This window comes from Mesomycoplasma ovipneumoniae, assembly GCF_038095975.1.
In the GTDB taxonomy this organism is placed as follows: domain Bacteria; phylum Bacillota_I; class Bacilli_A; order Mycoplasmatales; family Metamycoplasmataceae; genus Mesomycoplasma; species Mesomycoplasma ovipneumoniae_C.
In genome coordinates, this window is record NZ_CP146003.1 from 66480 (window position 1) to 86382 (window position 19903).

14 protein-coding genes and 1 tRNA gene are annotated in these 19903 nt (G+C 28.6%); 8 read left to right on the top strand and 7 right to left on the bottom strand.

Features of this window, described 5'->3' with window-relative positions:
- Positions 1-13 precede the first annotated feature (13 nt).
- Positions 14-104 (top strand) — tRNA-Ser (locus tag V3255_RS00205).
- Positions 105-1373: 1269 nt separating this feature from the next.
- Here the strand turns inward: V3255_RS00205 and gap are convergent.
- Positions 1374-2384: a type I glyceraldehyde-3-phosphate dehydrogenase gene (gap, locus tag V3255_RS00210; RefSeq protein WP_333503717.1), complete on the bottom strand. Its 1011-nt coding sequence runs from the start codon at positions 2382-2384 to the stop codon at positions 1374-1376.
- A 156-nt stretch (positions 2385-2540) separates the two neighbouring features.
- On the opposite strand from gap, the gene V3255_RS00215 reads away from it, so the two are divergent.
- Genes V3255_RS00215 through V3255_RS00230 form a run of 4 tightly spaced genes read left to right on the top strand, consistent with a single transcriptional unit; the run spans position 2541 to position 10204 of the window.
- Positions 2541-4469, top strand: coding sequence for a type IIA DNA topoisomerase subunit B (locus V3255_RS00215; RefSeq protein WP_333503718.1), 1929 nt, complete (start codon positions 2541-2543; stop codon positions 4467-4469).
- Positions 4462-6966: a DNA topoisomerase (ATP-hydrolyzing) gene (locus V3255_RS00220; protein ID WP_333503719.1), complete on the top strand. Its 2505-nt coding sequence runs from the start codon at positions 4462-4464 to the stop codon at positions 6964-6966. The genes V3255_RS00215 and V3255_RS00220 overlap by 8 nt, the downstream gene beginning before the upstream one ends.
- A gap of 3 nt (positions 6967-6969) precedes the next feature.
- Positions 6970-9618, top strand: coding sequence for an isoleucine--tRNA ligase (gene ileS / locus V3255_RS00225; protein WP_337903060.1), 2649 nt, complete (start codon positions 6970-6972; stop codon positions 9616-9618).
- A complete protein-coding gene (locus V3255_RS00230; protein WP_333503720.1) occupies positions 9602-10204 on the top strand; it encodes a signal peptidase II in 603 nt (200 codons plus the stop codon). Before ileS ends, V3255_RS00230 begins: the two co-directional genes overlap by 17 nt.
- A gap of 325 nt (positions 10205-10529) precedes the next feature.
- Here the strand turns inward: V3255_RS00230 and V3255_RS00235 are convergent, their stop codons facing one another.
- The 6 genes from V3255_RS00235 to recA all read right to left on the bottom strand — a co-directional run bounded on the left by V3255_RS00235 (position 10530) and on the right by recA (position 17245).
- Positions 10530-11141 (bottom strand): DDE-type integrase/transposase/recombinase, encoded by a 612-nt coding sequence (locus V3255_RS00235; protein ID WP_341516259.1) that lies wholly within the window; start codon positions 11139-11141, stop codon positions 10530-10532.
- A gap of 37 nt (positions 11142-11178) precedes the next feature.
- A complete protein-coding gene (locus tag V3255_RS00240; RefSeq protein WP_341516260.1) occupies positions 11179-11778 on the bottom strand; it encodes a hypothetical protein in 600 nt (199 codons plus the stop codon).
- 527 nt (positions 11779-12305) lie between these two features.
- Positions 12306-14396, bottom strand: coding sequence for a ribonuclease R (gene rnr / locus V3255_RS00245; RefSeq protein WP_333503840.1), 2091 nt, complete (start codon positions 14394-14396; stop codon positions 12306-12308).
- Positions 14397-14401: 5 nt separating this feature from the next.
- On the bottom strand, positions 14402-14635 hold the full coding sequence (gene secG / locus V3255_RS00250; protein ID WP_075949690.1) for a preprotein translocase subunit SecG: 234 nt from the start codon (positions 14633-14635) through the stop codon (positions 14402-14404).
- A gap of 48 nt (positions 14636-14683) precedes the next feature.
- A complete protein-coding gene (locus V3255_RS00255) occupies positions 14684-16216 on the bottom strand; it encodes a phospholipase D-like domain-containing protein (RefSeq protein ID WP_333503839.1) in 1533 nt (510 codons plus the stop codon).
- Positions 16217-16231: 15 nt separating this feature from the next.
- Positions 16232-17245 carry a recombinase RecA gene (recA, locus tag V3255_RS00260; RefSeq protein WP_044284112.1) on the bottom strand — a complete coding sequence of 338 codons (1014 nt, stop codon included), beginning with the start codon at positions 17243-17245 and terminating at the stop codon, positions 16232-16234.
- A 235-nt stretch (positions 17246-17480) separates the two neighbouring features.
- Here recA and V3255_RS00265 point away from each other — a divergent pair, with 235 nt between their 5' ends.
- The 3 genes from V3255_RS00265 to V3255_RS00275 all read left to right on the top strand — a co-directional run bounded on the left by V3255_RS00265 (position 17481) and on the right by V3255_RS00275 (position 19900).
- Positions 17481-18203 carry a phosphotransferase gene (locus V3255_RS00265; RefSeq protein WP_333503838.1) on the top strand — a complete coding sequence of 241 codons (723 nt, stop codon included), beginning with the start codon at positions 17481-17483 and terminating at the stop codon, positions 18201-18203.
- 1 nt (position 18204) lies between these two features.
- Positions 18205-19470 (top strand): GTPase ObgE, encoded by a 1266-nt coding sequence (obgE, locus tag V3255_RS00270; protein WP_303438553.1) that lies wholly within the window; start codon positions 18205-18207, stop codon positions 19468-19470.
- A 67-nt stretch (positions 19471-19537) separates the two neighbouring features.
- Positions 19538-19900 (top strand): MG284/MPN403 family protein, encoded by a 363-nt coding sequence (locus tag V3255_RS00275; RefSeq protein WP_044284109.1) that lies wholly within the window; start codon positions 19538-19540, stop codon positions 19898-19900.
- The last annotated feature ends 3 nt before the right edge of the window (positions 19901-19903 follow it).

Below are 19903 nucleotides of genomic sequence, written 5' to 3' on the forward strand. Positions count from 1 at the left end.
ATTATAAAAATATGGGCCAGTACTCAAGAGGCTGAAGAGGACGCACTGCTAACGCGTTAGGGGAGTGAAATCCCGCGCAGGTTCAAATCCTGTCTGGCCCGCCAAAACCCTTCGTTTTCGTTTTCTATTTCTTTTAAAGCATGATACATTAAAAAATAGTTTATCTTTATTGCCTCCTTATTTTTGTTTTTTATTTATAAATTGCGTGTCTAACATTTATTTATTAAATTATTTTTTTATGTTTTCATCAGTGTTTAGTAAACTCCTTTCTTAATTTTTATTTATTTTTTTGTAAAATCATTTTTGGAACGTCCTTTCTATTTATATTTTCAATTTCTTCTTTTTTGGTTTTGTGTAAAAGCATTTTTAGTAAACTCCTTTGTAAATTTTTTTATACGTTAAAGTTTATTTTTTCTAAAATCATGTTTTGTAACCTCCTTTCTAAATTTTTATTTATATGCTAAATTTTATTTTTGTGTAAAACCAAAATTTATTATGTGTGTTTACATTCGTTTTTAGTTTTTCCTTTTATTTTTGTGAATTACAAAATCATTATGTATATGTTCATGCATATGTAAAATCTCCTTTCGTTGTTATAATTTATAAGTTATATTTTATTTTTGTGAATAACAAAATTCATTATAATCTCTCGTCGTTCTCAATAAAAAAATCTATAAAAAATTCTAATCTCTAATCTCTAATCTCTAATCTCTAAAAAATTTCTATAATAAAACTCTATAAAAAAAGGCAAATGAAAATTTGCCTTTTTTAATTATTGGAAATAAAATGATTATCTATTTTCCTGAACTTCCTGGTTTGATGGCAAAAATTCACTTTTTAGTGAATATAAATATGCAAAAATACCGGCAAATCCGGGTTTTTAATCCTTAAATCTTAATTTTTATTATTTTAAATTTAACCTTTTGCAAAAAAAAAAAAAAAATGTTTGGTTTAAAATAAAATTGTGTTATAATAAACATCACTTAAGAATGAATTAATAAATTTTAATATTGAATTAAGGGGGAATTAATTATGTTTTTGTCATAAAAAAATCAGAAAATGCGAATTATCCACTATATTTTTAAATATGATGGAATGCCTTAAATTTGACCGTTTAGAAATCTACAAATTTAGGGCTTTTAGTTATTGTTCTTTCAAAACTTCATATGTTTTTTTAGGCTCAATGTAAGTAAAAATGAGCTTTCTATTTACATTGAGTTTAAATAATAGTTGTATTTTTTTGTGATTTTTGCTGTTTTATGATAAATTGACTTTTGCCAGTGTTTTAAAATAGGTAATTAACTTTTGCCAAAAAGTTAAAAAAGTGCCCAAAAACCGGACACTTTTTGAATTGATTAAAGTAAAATAATTATCTATTTTTGAATAAAGTATCTGATAACTCTAACGAATTGTGCAACAAATGAAGATTCATTGTCGTATCAAGTGTATAGTTTGTATAATCTTTTACCATCAACTTCAACAAATTTTGTTAAGGTTGCATCAAAAATTGAACCATGTGTGTCCCCGATAATGTCGCTAGAAACAATAGGTTCGTCGCAATAATAAAAGGATTCGCTTTCATATTTTTTAATTGCTTTATTAAGTTCTTCAATAGAAGGTGATGATTTTAATTCAACACTTAAGTCAACAAAAGAACCTGTAATTACCGGCACTCTTATTGCAATTCCGTCTAATTTCCCAGTTAAGGATGGCACAACAAGACCAATTGCTTTTGCAGCACCAGTTGAAGAAGGTACTAAGTTAACAGCGGCAGCACGCGCTCTTCTTAGATCTTTATGTGGAGCATCTTGAATTCTTTGGTCGGCAGTATAAGCATGAACTGTTGTCATAAATCCATGGCTTATTCCAAATTCTTTTTCAAGCGCATTTACAAGTGGAGCAAGCGCATTTGTTGTACATGATGCAGAAGATAAAATTTTATCATTTTCATCAACAGTGTGGCAGTTTACATTGTGAACTATAGTTTTTACATCATTTCCAGCAGGAGCAGAAACTAGAACTTTTTTTGCACCAGCATTAAGGTGTAAAGTAGCCCCAGCTTTTGATGCATAACGCCCTGTACATTCAAGAACTAAATCAATTTCTAGTTGTCCTCAAGGTAACATTTCAGGGTCTTTTTCTGAAAAAACGTGAATTTTTTTGTCATTAATTACAAGATAATTCTTGTCTTCTTCTTTTAAAACGCTAACAGTTCCAGAAAATCTTCCTTGGGCAGAGTCGTATTTTAAAAGGTGAGCTAAAACAGATGCATCAGTCAGATCATTAATTGCAACAACCTCTAAATTTTCATCTTTAAGATCTAGAAGTTGGCGAAGTGCTAATCTACCGATTCTTCCAAAGCCGTTAATTGCAATTTTTTTCATTTTATTCCTCATTTCATTAGTCTAATTTTTTTAAAAAAATTGACTAAAATTTTTTTTATAGTAAATTTTACCACTTTCTTACTAGTTTACTTTAAAATTTCAATTATTATTTTATTTTTGTATAAAATTCTTAGTATAAAACCCAGAAAGGCTTATATGACTTATTCAGTTGAGAAACTTAAACTTTTAAAAGGGCTTGAAGCTGTAAAAAAACGACCTGGAATGTACATAGGTTCTACAGACATTAACGGACTTCATCAATTAATCTGAGAAATTTTTGATAATGCAGTTGATGAAGTAATTGCTGGTTTTGCAAATGAAATTAAAGTGGTAATAAATCTTGATAATTCAGTTGAAATTAGTGACAATGGTCGCGGAATTCCAACTGAAATTCATAAAAAGACCGGTAAAACTGGTGTTGAATTAGTTTTTACAGAACTTCATTCAGGAGCTAAATTTTCTGATGAAATTTATAAAACAGCCGGCGGACTCCACGGAGTTGGCTCATCAGTCGTGAATGCATTATCTAAAAAAATGGAAGTTTTTGTTTCTCGTAACCAAAAATCGTTTTATACATCTTTTATTAACGGTGGAAAAATTGAAAATAGAACCCAAGAATTAGGACCTAGCAAAATTAGTGGCACAAAAATAATATTTTTGCCTGATTTTTCATTTTTTTCGCACAAGGAATATGATCCTGAAATGATAATTTCAAGGTTGCAGGAAACTTGCTTTTTAGTTAAAAATTTAAAAATTGAGTTTGTTGATCTAAAAAACGGTATTGAAAAAACTTTTCAATTTAGCAAAGGAATTGAAAATTTTGTTGAATTTTTAAACAAAGACAGCCAAAAAATTCATGACAAAATTATCGCTTTTAAAGAAAAAAGTCAAGAAATCATAGTAGAATTTGCATTTCAGTATGTTGATTCTCAACAGGAAAATATTATCTCATTTGTTAATAACGTAAAAACAAATTTGGGCGGAAGTCATGAAAATGGTCTAAAAGCTGGAATTGTAAAAGCGATTAATACTTATGGTCAACAAAATAATTTGCTGAAAAATAAGCAAATTTTTGACTTTAATGATGTAAAAGTTGGTCTTTCCTTAATTTTATCGCTGCGAATTCCTGAACCAATTTTGGAATTTGTCGGTCAAACTAAAAATAAATTAGCAACAGTCTTGGCAAAAACAGTCACAGAAGAGGTCGTTTTTAGAAATTTAATGTCCTTTTTTATTCAAAATAAAGAAACTGCTCAAAAAATTATTACTTTTTTACTAAATGTTTATCAGCAAAAAGAAAAGTTAAAATTAAGTCTAACAGAAACAAAAATTTCTAAGTCAGTGGCCAAAGAAAAACGGATTTTATCAGGAAAATTAACTCCTGCTAATTCAAAAAAAGCTATGAATCGTGAGCTTTTTTTAGTCGAAGGTGAGTCAGCTGGTGGTTCAGCAAAACTTGCGCGAAATCGTGAATTTCAAGCAATTTTACCACTCAAAGGTAAAATTGTAAATTCACAAAAAACTAGACTGATCGAAGTTTTAAAAAATGAAGAAATTATTGCCATTATTAGCGCTTTAGGAACTGGAATTGGTCAGAATTTTAACCTTAAAAACTTAAATTATGGCAAAATCATTATTATGACCGATGCTGATAACGACGGCGCTCACATTCAAATTTTAATTTTGACCTTCTTGTTTTATCACATGCGTCCTTTAATTGAAAATGGTTTTGTCTATATTGCTCAACCGCCTTTGTACCGAATTAGTGAAAAAAATAAGAAAGACATTTATATTTGAGAAGAAAAAGAATTCCATGAATATGTAAAAAAACATCCTAATGCTCAAATTCAACGTTATAAAGGTCTTGGCGAAATGAATGCGTCCCAACTTTGACAGACAACAATGGATCCTGAAAAACGAATTTTAGAAAAAGTTTTTATCGAAGACCTTGAAAAAGTTGAGGAAAATTTCCGCATTTTAATGGGAGAAAGAGCTGATTTGCGTAAAAATTGAATTCAAGAAAATGTTGACTTTTCACTTGAAGATAGTTTTATTGACAATTTAAAGGAGCCAGTCTATGAGTAAAAATTTCGATTTAATCATTAACTCCAAGTTAGATCAAATTTTGGCTGAAAAATTTACGCGCTACTCAAAATATATAATTCAAAACAGAGCAATTCCCGATGTTCGCGATGGACTAAAACCTGTTCAGAGAAGAATTCTTTATTCAATGTGGCAGCTAGGCCTAAAAAATACTAAAAATTACAAAAAATCAGCCAGAGTTGTCGGAGATGTAATCGGTAAATTTCACCCTCACGGAGATTCATCGATTTATGATGCACTAGTTCGGCTGTCTCAAGAGTGAAAAATTAACATTCCACTTGTAGAAATGCACGGAAATAAAGGCTCAATTGATGATGACCCCCCCGCTGCAATGAGGTATACCGAAGTTAGACTAGCCCAAATTAGTGAACATTTACTTGAATTATTATCAAAAAATGTCGTAAATTTCTATCCTAATTTTGATGATAGTGAAAAAGAGCCCACGGTTTTACCAGCAATTTTTCCTAACTTGTTAATTAACGGGGCAATCGGAATTGCAAGTGGTTTTGCTACCGAAATACCTCCTCATAATTTAGTTGAAGTTATCCAAGCTGTAATTTTAATGATCAAAAATCCTTTAATTACAAACGCCCAAATTTCAAAAGTTATTTTAGGCCCTGATTTTCCCACTGGCGGAATAGTTTATGGAAAAGCCGGAATTTTAGATGCTTTTGAAACCGGAAAAGGAAAAATTCAAATCTCATCATCATACAAAATTTCTGAAAAAAACAAGCAAAAAGTGATCGAAATTTCCTCTGTTCCTTTTGGAATTTCAAAGGCTAACTTGATTCAACAAATCGATACAATTCGATTTGAAGAAAAAATTAGCGGAATTAAAGAGGTTATTGACCAATCTGATCAGAACGGCGTGCTTATTTTTGTTGAACTTGAAAAAGATGCAAACGCCGAATTAATTCTTAATTATTTGTTGCAAAAAACAGATATGCAAATTTATTATTCCTATAATTCGGTAGCAATTTGTAATAATTCACCAAAATTACTATCAATTAAAGAAATGATTGCTTATTTTCTTGAGCATTTAAGAAAAGTTAAACTAGGTGAATTTAATTATGAACTTTTTAAAAGCAAAAAAAGGCTTGAAATTATAGAAGGTTTTTTAAAAGTTGCCGATATAACTAATGAAGTAATTGAAATTATTCGTAAATCTGATAATTCAAAAGCGGGCGTAATTGCTGATTTAGTTAAATATTTAAATTTTACCGAAGTTCAAGCTGAAGCAATTGCTTCGATGCGTTTGTATAGATTATCTAAAATTGAACAGCAGTCATTTTTAAATGAATCAAAAACTTTAGCCCAAAACATTGAAGAATTTCAAAAACTTATTGAAAATAAGGAAGAATTTGATCTTCATTTAATTTCTATGCTTGAAAATTTTGCTAAGATTTATGGTTCTCCACGAAAAACTAAAATAGTTGACAAAGAATTGCAAGTAAAAATCAACCATCAAGATTTAATTAAGGATGAACAGTTTTATTTTTGAGTTTCTAAGAGTGGCCTTTTTAAAAAAATGAACATAAAAAATCATGCAGTCGAGGAAATTGAAAAAATTCAGTTACCTTCAGAAGATTTTTTTGTTTTTCAAGGTAAAATTAATCAACGTCAAAAAGGACTTTTTTTAACAAATAAAGGTGATGTTGGGATGTTGTTAGCTCATCAACTTGAAGAATTAACATTAAAAAATAACCCCAATAACTTAAAAATTTCTCTTGGCCTTAAAAATGATCACGAATTAATTAATTCTTTTTTTCTTGATGACCTAGATTCTAATTATTTTTTGCTTTTTATAACTAAATTTGGTTATGCAAAAAGAATGCAACTAAAAGAAATAGCAAAAATTAGACCAAATAATATGATAAATTGCTTTAAACCCAAAGAAGGTGATGAATTAATTAGCATTTTTTTAGAAAATAAATTAAAAAACATCGTTTTAATCACGTCACACAATCGCGCACTAAAAATAAGTGCTTCAGATGTTCCAATTTATGGTCGTATTTCTTCAGGTGTAAAAATTTTAAAACTTCAAAAAAATGAAAAAATTGTTGCATCTGTTTTAATTAATTCTTCTGAGGAAATCGCAGTTATTGATAATTATTCGCGTTTTGAAAAAATTGCATCAGAAAAACTTCATTTTGGTAACAGAACAATTGCTCCAAAAAGCTTTGATTCAAAACTTGATTTTTCTATAATTCCAAAAAGTGTCGAAATTTATAGTGAAAATTTGCAAGTTTTCGATTTTGACACCACTTTAAAGGTTGTTCCAATCCAAAAATTTATCAATTTTGACCCTAATCCTAAAAAAAATTATAAATTATTTTTAACAGCTAATAAAAATAACGAAAATTTACCAAATTTTATTGAACAAAATCAAGCAAATTCTAGTAAGATTTTAAAGACTAAACTTCAAGAAATAAGTGAAATTGACATAAATTTAATTCTTGAAAAGATTGAAAAGGAATAAACAATGGATAAAAATTTCTATAAAAATTCGCTCAATATATTTTCCACAGATTTCTCAATGAAAGCTAATTTGCCTCAAAAGGACAAATTTTTTACTGAATTTTGAAAAAATGAAGACATTTACCAAAAACTTTTAAAAAAAAATATTAATAATCCAAGATTTATTCTTCATGACGGACCTCCTTATGCAAACGGTGACATTCATATTGGCCATGCTCTTAATAAAGTTTTAAAAGATATAATAGTTCGATATAAATCAATGTCTGGTTTTTATTCACCTTTTGTCCCAGGTTGAGATACTCACGGTCTTCCAATTGAAAATAAAATTATTAACCAAATTGAGACAAAATCGACATTAGAAATTCGCCAAAAAGCCAATGATTTTGCTAATTCACAAATTTTAGTTCAAAAAAAACAGTTTGAAAAATTGAATTTATTAACAGATTTTAGCCAAATTTATCAAACAAATGACCCGCATTATGAAGCAAAGCAACTAAAATTATTTAAAAAAATCGCCGAAAAAGGTCTAATTTATCGTGCTTTAAAGCCAATTTATTGATCTCCTTCAAGTCAAAGTGCCCTAGCTGAGGCCGAAATTGAATATCTAAATCACCGTTCTCCCTCAATTTTTGTTGCTTTTGATGTTAAAAATGGCAACAATTTTGTAAAAAGCGGCGATAAAATCATTATTTGAACAACAACTCCTTGAACACTAATTGCAAATTCAGGAGTTGCTGTTGGTCTAAATTTTGACTATGTTAGAGTAAAAGTTGGATCAAATTTTTACATTTTAGCAGAAAAATTATTACAAACATTAACCTCAAGTTTTGAGTGAAATTCTTATGAAATTATTGACGCATTTTTAGGAAAAAACCTTATAAATATCGAGTATTTTCACCCTATTTTTGACAAAGTTTGCCCTATAGTTTCAGGTCACCATGTTACTTTGGATGCTGGTTCGGGTCTTGTTCATCTTGCGCCGCTTTTTGGTGAAGATGACTACTGGATTGGTCGAGAAAATGACCTTGAAATGGTTATGCATGTTGAAGATGATGGAAAATTTAATGAAAAAGCAGGACAATTTTCTGGTCAATTTTATGATTCGGCAAATAAATCAATAACCGAATATCTCAAAGAAAAACAATCACTTTTAAAATTAAATTTTATCACTCACTCATTTCCTCACGATTGGCGAACATTAAAGCCCGTAATTTATCGTGGTACACCTCAGTGATTTGTTTCTGTTGAAAAAATTAAAAAAGAGCTTGAAACAGCGATAAATGAAATTGAATTTCCTGAAAAATGACTCAAAAACCGCTTAACAAAAATGATAATTGACAGAAAAGACTGACTAATTTCGCGCCAGAGAAGTTGAGGAATACCGTTAATTATTTTTTATGATAAAAATAAAAATCCCGTCTTAGATAAGCCAGAAATTTTTGACCATATAATTTCACAAGTTCAAGAATTTGGCTCTTCAATCTGATATCAAAAAACAGCTGACGAACTTTTACCTCCTAAGTATCAAAATTTAGGCTGAACAAAAGAAAACGATATTTTGGATGTCTGATTTGATTCAGGTGTTAGTTTTTTGGCCGCAAATATTAACAATGAAAAGCCTCCTTTTGATATTTATTTAGAAGGATCTGATCAATATCGCGGCTGATTTAACTCATCTTTAATAAATTCGGTGATATATTTTGGTTTTTCACCTTATAAAAAATTATTGTCTCACGGTTTTGTCGTTGATTCAAAAGGAAACAAAATGTCAAAATCAAGAGGAAATGGAGTTGATCCGCTTGTAATTTTGAATAAGTATGGTTGTGATATTTTTCGACTTTGAGTTGCAAATAGCGAATATTATAATGACATTGTTTATTCAGAGTCAATTTTTGAGCAAAATGTTGAAATTTACCGTAAAATTCGCAACACAGTTCGATTTTTAATTACAAATTTAGCAGATTTTGAACCAAAACAATATGAATTAGAAGAAGTTGACCTATTTATATATAATAAAATTCAAAAGCTAAAAAACGAAATAATTCAGTATTATGATGAATATCGCTTTGTTCGTGTTGTAAAAATAATTAATAATTTTATAATTGAATTTTCTAATTTTTATCTATCTATTGTCAAAGATATTTTGTATGCTGATTCAAAAAATTCAGTAAAAAGACGCTCAATTCAATACATTTTTTATGAACTTTTATTGGTTTTAAATATTGCAATCGCGCCAATTATGCCAACAACAGCCGAAGAAATTTATCAATTTGTTCAAAAAAGTGAAAAGCAAACATCAATCCACCTGGAAAATTTCTTTAAAAAGTCTAATTTTGATCCAAAATTAGATGAAAAATGAACTGAATTTTTTGATGTCAAAAACTCTGTTTATCAACTAATTGAGCAAAAAATTCAATCAAAAGAAATAAATCGCTCAAATGAAATTGCTATTGTTTTAGATTCTAATTCCTCAAATTTTCTAAAATCACTTGATCTTGTGAAATTATTAATGGTTGCAAAAGTCGAATTTAAGGACAAAATAAGCATTTATAATCTTAATTGACCTAAATGTCCAAGATGTTGAAACCATTTTGAAAAAATTCAGGATGTTTGTGACCGTTGTTTTGAGGTTTTGAATGAAAACAAAAATTAACCTCGTTATCAAATATATTAATTCAAAATATATTAAAATCGGCAAAAAACGCTTATTAATTAACATTTTGATTGCTTTTTTGGTTATTCTGGTTACTCTATTAATTGATCAACTAACAAAAAATTTAATTTTTACCTATGATGAGTATAGAGAATCAACCGATAAAGGGTTTGTCAAAATAATTTCATGAGGTTTTATTGGTTTTCGTCCGCTTTTGCATCAAGGTGTAACTTCGGGCATTAATAATATTATTGGTTTTACAGGTATTCATATTTTTGCTTTTTTATTAAGTTTGTTACTTTTGATTTTGATTCCCTTTTCAAAAAAATATTCCCTAACAATTTTTATGGCCATATTATTAGGTGGGAATTGAGGCAATGAAATTGACCGAATTTTGGATGATAATCATGTAAAAGACTTGCTTTTTCTGCCATTTGTAAGGTCAAGTGGGACATTTAATTTTGCAGATATTTTTATTTTTGTCGGCCCCATTGGAATTTTTATTGTCTCTCTTTATGATCATGTTCAGCCTTGAATTTCAAAAAAACTCAAAAATAAAATCTTTAGGAAAAAAAGTAAAAATTAAAAAAAACGCTGTAATTTACAGTATTTTTTACAAATAAGACTAATAATTTGTCAAAACAGTTGAGTTTCCCGGTTTGATGATAAGAATTTACTGTTTAGTGAATATAAATATGAAAAATACCCGTAAATACGGGTTTTTTAACGCTAAAATCTTAATTTTTATTACTTTAAAATTAGCCTTTTGCAAAAAAAAAAAAAAAATGCTTGGTTTAAGAAATAAATAAGTAGAAAAATCTCAGACAATTAGTTTTTTTTCTATGATTTTGATTGCTCCACTTTTGTTAATTTTTTCTAGCATGTTCATTTTAAAAATTTGGACAAATAATTTACCTCATATAATAACTTGGAGTTTTATATGATAAGCAACTTTGAGGCCTTTCATAGTTATACCAATCAATAAATGAACTTATTTTTTGATAAGCGGTAGGCACATTTTCAAAATTTTCGCCCTCAATATTAAGCAATTCTCGCTGAAAAACTGCATAAAAATATTCAATAGGCCGGTTTGCAAGGGCATAACCTTTTGGGGACATTGATTGTTGGATATTGTTTTGTTTTAAAAAATTAGCAAATTTGTAGTTTGCATATTCCACACCATGATCTGAATGGAAAAATTTTGGTTTAATATTATACTTTTTAATTGTTTCTTTTACTAAGTTTATAGTTTCTTCTGAAAATCTTGTTTTAGAAACTGAAAAATTTAGCAGGTAATTGGATTTTGTTTCAATAATTGAGTGTAGGTAAAATCATTCGTTGTTAATTTTGATAAATTTAATATCAGCAAACCATTTTTCGCCAAAATTTTCTGAGGAAAAGTCACCTTTTATATGATCTTCAGTCCAAATTCGCGTAAACTTTTTCTCTTTTGGTGCTGGTTTTCCTTGCTTTTTATAAGCTAGAGATTTTAATCCTAAAAATTCGTAATGTTTTTGAAACACGTACGTGCTTACATAATTTCCCTGATTTATGTAAATATTATATAGAACGTCGCGCCCCTTTAACTTTTCGATTTAAATTGAAATTTTCACGAATTCACTCAAGTAACTTTTCATCATAAATCATTTTCTTTGGTGGTTTTTTCACCCTTATCTTTTCATAAATCGAAGTGCGATTAATGTTAAAAACACTACAAATTCTAGTGCAATTTTCGATTTTACCTTTATCTTTTTCTTGTTCTTGTTTTCGCTTTTTAAGCTCCTCAAGAACAATTGCGGGGTCAATCCCGTATCTTCTAAGAACATTCTCCATTATTTCTTGATAAACTTCACGATCATTTTCAGAAAGATCGTTAATTGTATATTTCTTCTTTGGTTTGCGCGGTGATTTGATTTTCCCGCGGACACTTATCAAACTTTTCATATCATTATTATAAAACTTTTTTTGCCAATTTCTTATCAAATTATTAGCATATATATGCAGCATTCATTCTTTATCCGCTTTTTTGCTTTTCGATTTGCTTTTGTAAATTTCTCTAAATTCTTCAGCAAAATGCAAAATTGCGTTTTTTAATCCTTTAGATTCGGCAATTTTTATGTATCTAAATTTGTCTTCAATTGTGAATTTGTATTGTTTCATTTTGACACACCTTTTTTCGAATGGTCTGAAACTAGTATACTAATTTATGCTTGGTTTAAGAAAAAATTAAGGTATAATTACAATCAGTTAAGAATAATTAATAAATTTTGATATTGAATTAAGGGGGAATTAATTATGTTTTTGCCATAAAAAAATCAGAAAATGCGAATTATCCATTATATTTTTAAATATGATGGTATGCCTTAAATTTAACCGTTTAGAAATCTATATAAATTTAGGGCCTTTAATTATTGTTCTTTCAAAACTTCACATATTTTTTTAGGCTCAATGCAAACAAAAATGAGTTTTCTATTTGCATTGAGTTTAAATAGCAGTTGTATTTTTTTATGATTTTTGTTAGCGTTTTAACTAAAAAAAGGTAGTTTAAATATTTCATATTTTGCTTTTCGAGTTAAAAATTTTAGTTTTTTTAGTTTGCTTTATTTGATTAATAAATAGATTTTTCTTTCGTGAGTGTTAGATTTAAAAAAACACTGTAATTTACAGCATTTTTTTTACAAATAAGACTAATAATTTGTTAAAACAGCGCTAATTTTTCCGTCTCAAATATTGGCGCTTTCAATTTTAACATCAATAAATTCACCTAATTTAAATCGATGTTTTTTATTGTATAAACAAAAATTATCTTCCGCTAACACATAGGGATCATTTTCGCTATCAGGAAGACTTTTATTAATTATTAAGGCATCAAACATTCCGTCAATTTCAACAAAAAATCCGGATTTAATAATAGAAGTTATTTGCGCCCTAAAGGATTTTCCAATCAAATTTTGGACATATTCAGCTTTTTTTATATTTATAATTTTTCTCTCTAAATTAAATGCTTTTTGCTCTAATTCGGTTGTGGAGTAGGAATTTTTTTCCAAAATTTCCTTATAAGTTTCAATGTCATCGCTTTTTTTAAACAAAAAGTTATGGATAATTCTATGCAATAATAAATCAGGATAACGACGGATAGGGCTAGTAAAATGACTATAAAAACTAGCTGCAAGACCAAAATGACTTTCGTTTTCAGTGCTATAAATTGCTTTTTGCATCGTTCTTAAAATTGAATATTTAAGAAAATTGTCATTATTTTCTAGTTTTATTTGATTAATTTTATGTGCAAACTCTTTAGAAGTAGGATTCAATTTTAAGCTGTGTTGTATGCCTAAAGATTTAATAACTTGATTAAAAATTGTTATTTTTTCAGGATCAGGGGTTGCATGAATCCGGTATAAAATCGGAATTTTTTTCTTAGTTAAAAATTCCGAAACATTTTCATTCGCCCTAATCATAAAATTTTCAATTAATTCTTCAGAAATTCCTCTTCTTTTTATTTTTAGGGATTGTGTATATCCTTCTTGGTCTAAAATAATTTTAACTTCATCAAGCGCAAGGTCGATATAGCCTTGTTTTTTCTTGAAATTTGACAAAATAGCGTTTAAATTCAAACACTTTTTTAGCATATTTTCTAAATCTGTATCACCAAATGAAAATGAACCGGCAAAAAAATTATTTACTTTTTCATAAGTTAGCCGCCATTTTGAATTAATCACAGAAGGGTAAATTTTAATGTATAAATTTTCACCTTTTTTATTTATAAGTGATTCCATTGTGATAGTAAATCTGTCAACATTAGGCATCAAAGAGCAAATTCCGTTTGATAATTCTTCAGGCAGCATAGGAATTACCATGTGCGGCAAATAAATTGAAGTTCCCCTTTTTTGGGCTTCAATATCGATTGCTGAATCCTGTTTTACATAATGTGCGACGTCTGCAATATGAACTTTTAAGAGAAAATTTCCCTCTTTTGTTTGTTCAATAGAAATGGCATCATCAAAATCTTTTGTGTCATCGCCATCAATTGTTACCACGAGTTCATTTCGCAAATCTACTCTATTTTTGTCGATATTTTTTATTTCTTGTTCAATTTTTGAAGATTCAGCTAGAACTTCTGGGCTAAATGTGTCAGTAATTTCTGACTCAATTATAGGAATTTTTACATGTAAAAAAGGCTCTGATTTGTGTCCAATTTTTTGAATAACATCTAGTTTTAGCACATTTTTTTGATAATCAATAATTTTTACTTTATAAAAATTATTGATTTCTAGATCTTGAGTTGAATTTCAGCGAAAGAAAAAATTCCCCTTAAAATTAATAGGTTCAAAATCTCAATATTTATCATTTTTAACAACTTTTCCGATTAAAAATTTAGTGTTTCGCTGAATAATTTTAGTAACAACACCGAAAAATTGATCACTTTTGAATCTGTCAACATAAATATTGATTTTGACTTCATCCCCCTCAAGAGCATTTGCAGTAAATCTTCCGGGTATAAAAATATTATTTTTTTGGGCTGGATTTTGTTTATCTTCAACAAAACCAAACGAGGATTGGGTAGCGCGGAAAATACCAACCCGAGTTTCTATGAATTTAGGTCAATAATATTTGCCTTCCAGAGTTTTGAAAACCTGGAAATTTTCAATTAAAGTGCTTATTTGGTGCGTCAAATGTTGGTTTAAGTCAAAAGGCACGTTAAATTTTCTAACAATTTCAATAAAAGTCTTTTCATCTTTAAGAAAATTTTTGAGTTTTTCGTGAGATATAATTTCCATGAATTTTACAACAACCTAATTACTAACGATAGAGCTAAAAAAATAAAGCCCAATATAAACATTGCTCATTTTGTGAACTTTTTGATACCACGTTCTTTTGATACTTGGAATAAATCCAGATCGCTCGATCCGATTAGTGCTCCTGAGAATGAGTTTGAATGTGGCGACATAATTAGCGAAACTAAAACAATCAGGAAACCAAAAATCGCAATAAAAATAACTAAAACTGTTTTTAACATGATTAACAACCAAAAATAAGTTAAATTATACTATAAAAAAGCTAATTTCTAAGCCAAAGTTTTCAAAAAGAAAATTAAAAACTTAAAAAAATTAGAAATTTTATTAAATTCTTTTACTTCAACAATAATATTTTGTTTTTTAAGTAAGTCAATGTGATTCAAAAGCTTGTTTAAAATTTTACCTTTAAAAAATAAATTGGTTTCATACTGAAAAAATAAAGATCTAGCATCTAAATTCGATGTCCCAATCATTCCGATATTATCATCAATAATTATTGCTTTTCCGTGAAAAAAGATTTCCTTAAAAAAGTAAATTTTAGCACCTTTTTTAAACAGTTTGTATGCAAAATAGTGATTAAAAGTTTTGATCAATAAAATGTCATTTCTGCCTGGTATAAAAATTTCTACCTCTATTTTTGCAAGTAAAACATCTTTTAATGCGTCGATAATTTTTTGTGTTGGCACAAAATATGGCGAAAAAAGCTTAATATTTTTTTTGGCCGAATAAATACTTTTTAAAATAAAACCCTCAATCAATGAGTCAGGTAAATTTGGCCCGTTTTGAATAACAACGCCTAAATTTTTTATTTTAGTAGATTGGACGCTGTTTTCTTCAAGTTTGCAAAAATTATTAATTTCAGATTTAGAAATATTTTTCTTACCTCATTTTGACCAGTGAAATAGGAAATTTCGGCAATAAGTTTCGACAATTTCGCCTTCAAGTCGAAGATTTAAATCCATTCAGTAGCCATAATTTTTATCAAAACCTGAGTATTCTTCAGAAATATTATTTCCACCAGTATATACAATTTTTCCATCAATTAGAAAAACTTTTCGGTGGTTTCTATAAAAACTTTGCCCTGAAATAAAAGGTACTTTGAAGGCATTAAACAAAAGAACTTCAATTTTTTGACTTCTTAATTCAAGTCATTGCCGTGTTTTTATGTAGTAAGTCCCAAAGGAATCGACGATAATCTTAACTTTTACGCCTTGTTTGCGTTTATTAATTAGCAATCTTTTTAATTTTTTCCAAATAAAGTCGTTTTTTACAATATAAATATCAATAAAAATGAATTTTTTTGCCTTTTGAATGTCGTTAAAAAGTTTTTCAAAAAAACTATGACCATCAACAATTAAATCGCCGGTAAATTTTTGAACAGGAGATAAAAAATATTTACTTGAATAAACCAATAAATCTCGATCAGTTTTAGGAATTTTTTCTAACAACTTTTCATCAGTTTTACTTGAGCCAATAAAATATTGATATTGTGAAAAATAATGCTTAACATTTTGGTGATTTGAGTATTTTCGCCCTAAAAAAATATAAGCAATCGGTCCGATTATTGGCAAAATAGAACAAGCAATCAGCCATGAAATTTTTGCTTCATGTCTTCTTCTTTGTAGCAAAATAAATAAATTGAAAAGCGAGGTAGAACTATAAACTGAAACAAGTGTCAAAATCGCGATTCAATCAAGATTTCTAGACAGAAAAACATATATTATGTAAATAGTTCCGCTAAAACCCGCAAGGAAAATTAATAAAAAAAAATAGTAAAAAATCCATTTTGCTCTTTTGAACATTATGGTATAATTTTACTATATTTCTGAACTTTCCTTTTGATTTTCGTTAAGTTTTTCAGTAATTTGCTCCTTTATTTCATTAAATAATTTTTCATTATTTTCAAGTAACAGCTTCAAATTCATTTTTCCTTGAGCAATATTTTCGCCATTGTATGCAAATCATGATCCTTTTCTGGTAAGAATTCCTAATTCTTCTCCTAAATGAATAAGTTCAGCAGATTTTGAAATACCTTTTGCAAAAACAATTTCAACTAATGCTGTTTTAAATGGGATTGCAAGCTTATTTTTAACAACTTTTATTTTTACGCTATGCCCTGTTATATCATTTCCTGTTGAAATTTGTTGAACTTTTCTAACATCAAGCCGAATTGAAGCATAGAATTTTAGTCCTCTTCCACCTGGGGTTGTTTCTGGGTTTCCAAAAATTACTCCTACTTTTTCACGAATTTGATTGATAAAAATAACTGTTGTACCGTTTTTATTTAATGATGCAGTTATTTTTCGAAGCGCTTTTGACATAAGTCGTGCTTGCGCCCCAATTACTTGATCTTTCATTTCGCCTTGCAATTCTGCCATTGGTACTAAAGCGGCAACCGAGTCTACAACAATCAAGTCAATAGCTTTTGTTTTTGCTAATGTGTCGACAATATCAAGAGCTTGTTCACCTGAATCTGGCTGAGAAAGAATTAAATTATCAATATCGATTCCTAAATTTTTTGCATATTGAGAATCAATTGAGTGCTCAGCATCAATAAATGCCGCAATTCCACCGCGTTTTTGAACTTCGGCAATCGCATGCAAAGTAATAGTTGTTTTTCCTGATGATTCAGGCCCATAAATTTCAATAATTCTACCTTTTGGGAATCCGCCAATTCCCAGAGCCATATCAATGGCCATACTTCCAGAGGAAAAAACTTCAGTGTCAATCGGTGGTTTTTCACCTAAAACCATGATAGATTCATTTCCAAATTTTTTCTTAATATCACTTAAAGCTTGTTTTAATAGTGATTTATCGTTAATTTCAGTCATTTTTGTCCTTTTTAAATATTGGGTTATAAATAATTTTCTTGTTTTTTCTTATTTTAATTTAATTTTTTTTGTAAAAAAACTTCAAAAGTAGGAAAAATCGACCAATTTTCCTATTTTAAGAAAAAATTAGCAGTTTTTCTTAAAATAGTACGCTAGGGCGGAAAAAGAAACATTTATTTTTGTCCTAGCAAGAATTATTAGCTTAAAATCCTAAAAATCTAATAAAATTTATAGCATGAAAAAAATTTCCATTGGTTTTACTAATAAATCTTTTCGCAAGGATTCACAATTTATTCAAGAAAAAGTTTATAATGGAATGAACCATCAAATTGATTATTCAATTTTATCAAATTTTGATTTTGTTCCAAAACTAATATCTGATTCAAAAGAAGTGATTATTTGAGAATGAATTGAAGGATCTAATGTTGAAATTACCACTGAATCGCTTGAAAAAATCGTTTATCAATTAAGGGAAATTCATAATTCAAATTTAGTTTTTCCACCATCTAACCATGCATTTCGGGTAGAACAATATTTAAAAATTCTAGCTGAAAAAGGGATAAAAAACCCCACAATCGAAAAATATAACCCATTTATCAATGAAATTTTGGTAAATATGGATAAAACCAAACCACTTCATAATGACTTGTGATTAATGAACATGGTTAAAAAAGACAAAAAAATTTATTTTTTAGATTGAGAATATGCATCACAAGGCGACATACATTTTGATCTTGCATATTTTATAGAATCTGCAAGATTAGATGATGATCAGGAAAAAATTTTTCTTAATTTCTATGGAAAACTAAATTATAAATTAATATTATTACATAGAATTTTCGTTCTTTACCTTATAATTTTATGAGTAAATGCTCAAGAAACTAAATACTTTGACGACACCCCTTACATGGAAAAATTAGATAATTTATATGAACAATATAAATTATGAAAGGAATAAAATGAGATTTATTGATCAAGTTTCAATAGAAATTCAAGCAGGTAGGGGTGGTGATGGGGTAATATCATTTCGCAGAGAGGCTCATGTTGATAAAGGTGGGCCAGATGGCGGCGATGGTGGTAATGGAGGTTCTATTTATTTTATTGGAGATTCTGGTCTAAATTCGTTATTTCCATTTTATCATACTAAAAAAATTTTCGGAAATAACGGTGAAAATGGTAGATCAAAAAACAGGACCGGAGCTAATGGCAAGGATATTTTTGTAAAAGTCCCCCTTGGAACACAAGTGTTTTCAAAAAACACTTTGATTTGTGATGTAGTTACTCAAAAAAAATATTTGATTGCCCGTGGCGGCAAAGGCGGTCAGGGCAACACCCGTTTTAAGAATTCAAAAAATAAAGCACCTCGAATATCTGAAAACGGTGAAGAAGGTCAAAAATTAGTTCTTCAACTTGAACTCAAAGTCATGGCTGATATTGGTCTGGTTGGTAAACCAAATGCCGGAAAATCAACACTTTTGTCATTAATTTCTAACTCTAAACCCAAAATTGCTAACTATGAATTTACAACTATTGTTCCGCAACTTGGCATGGTTAAATCTTACAATGATTCATTTGTTGTCGCGGATTTGCCTGGTTTAATTTCAGGAGCAAGTTTGGGAAAAGGAATGGGAATTGTTTTTTTAAAGCATATCGAACGTTGCCGGGCAATTGCGCATGTGATTGACTTTGGTAGCCCAGAAAAAAACCCGATTGATGATTTTAAAAGTATTAACGCCGAGCTAGCTAATTTTAGCCAAAAATTACTAAAACTTAACCAAATAATAATAGCAAATAAATCTGATTTACCCAGTTTTAAAAAAAATTTTCAACTTTTTCAACAAGAATTTCCCGAAATTCCCATAATTGAAGCCAGTTTGATTTCAAATAATAGTGTTGAAATTCAAAATATTAAGAGAAAAATGTTTGAACTTATTTTGCAAGCAAATCAGGCCAAAAATATTGAGCAAACAGAAGAAAAGGAAGATTTTGTTGAATATAATCTTGAGGCTCCATTTTTAATTACTAATAAATTTCCAGGATTTTACGAGGTCACTGGTGAGTTAATTAAAAAAATAGTTAATAAAATACCATTAAATTCTCAGGAAAATATTTTTAGATTTAACTCAAAAATTAAAAATATCGGCTTGTGAAACGAACTTTTAAAACTAGGAATAAAATCAGGGGACACTGTTAAAATTTATAATTTTGAATTTCAATGAAGTTAAAATTTTTTGACCATTTATTAATTTTTTTTGATCTTAAAAAAATTTAATTTTTACAGGAGATATAAAAATGGATGATTTCCGTAAACCTGCAAGATCATTGCGTAAAAAATTAAAAGATCCATCAGAATGGACATTTGTTCAAAAAAAATCACTAGTTGCTTTTTTATTCCTATACCATAAAACTAATAAACTCCACTCACAAAAAGAAAAAGTTTATGAAACTTTAGGAATTACAAATAAAAATGATGATTTACCAATTTCAGCGATTGATAGAGCTCTTTCACTCTTAGAACCTAGATATACCAAGCTTTTAATCAAAGAATTTATCGATAATGACCGTAACTGAATTAAAAAATACTGGTCTAAATCAACATATTATAAAAATATGCACAAAGCAATCGACCAATTTATTATAATTTTAAATCTTTAGTTT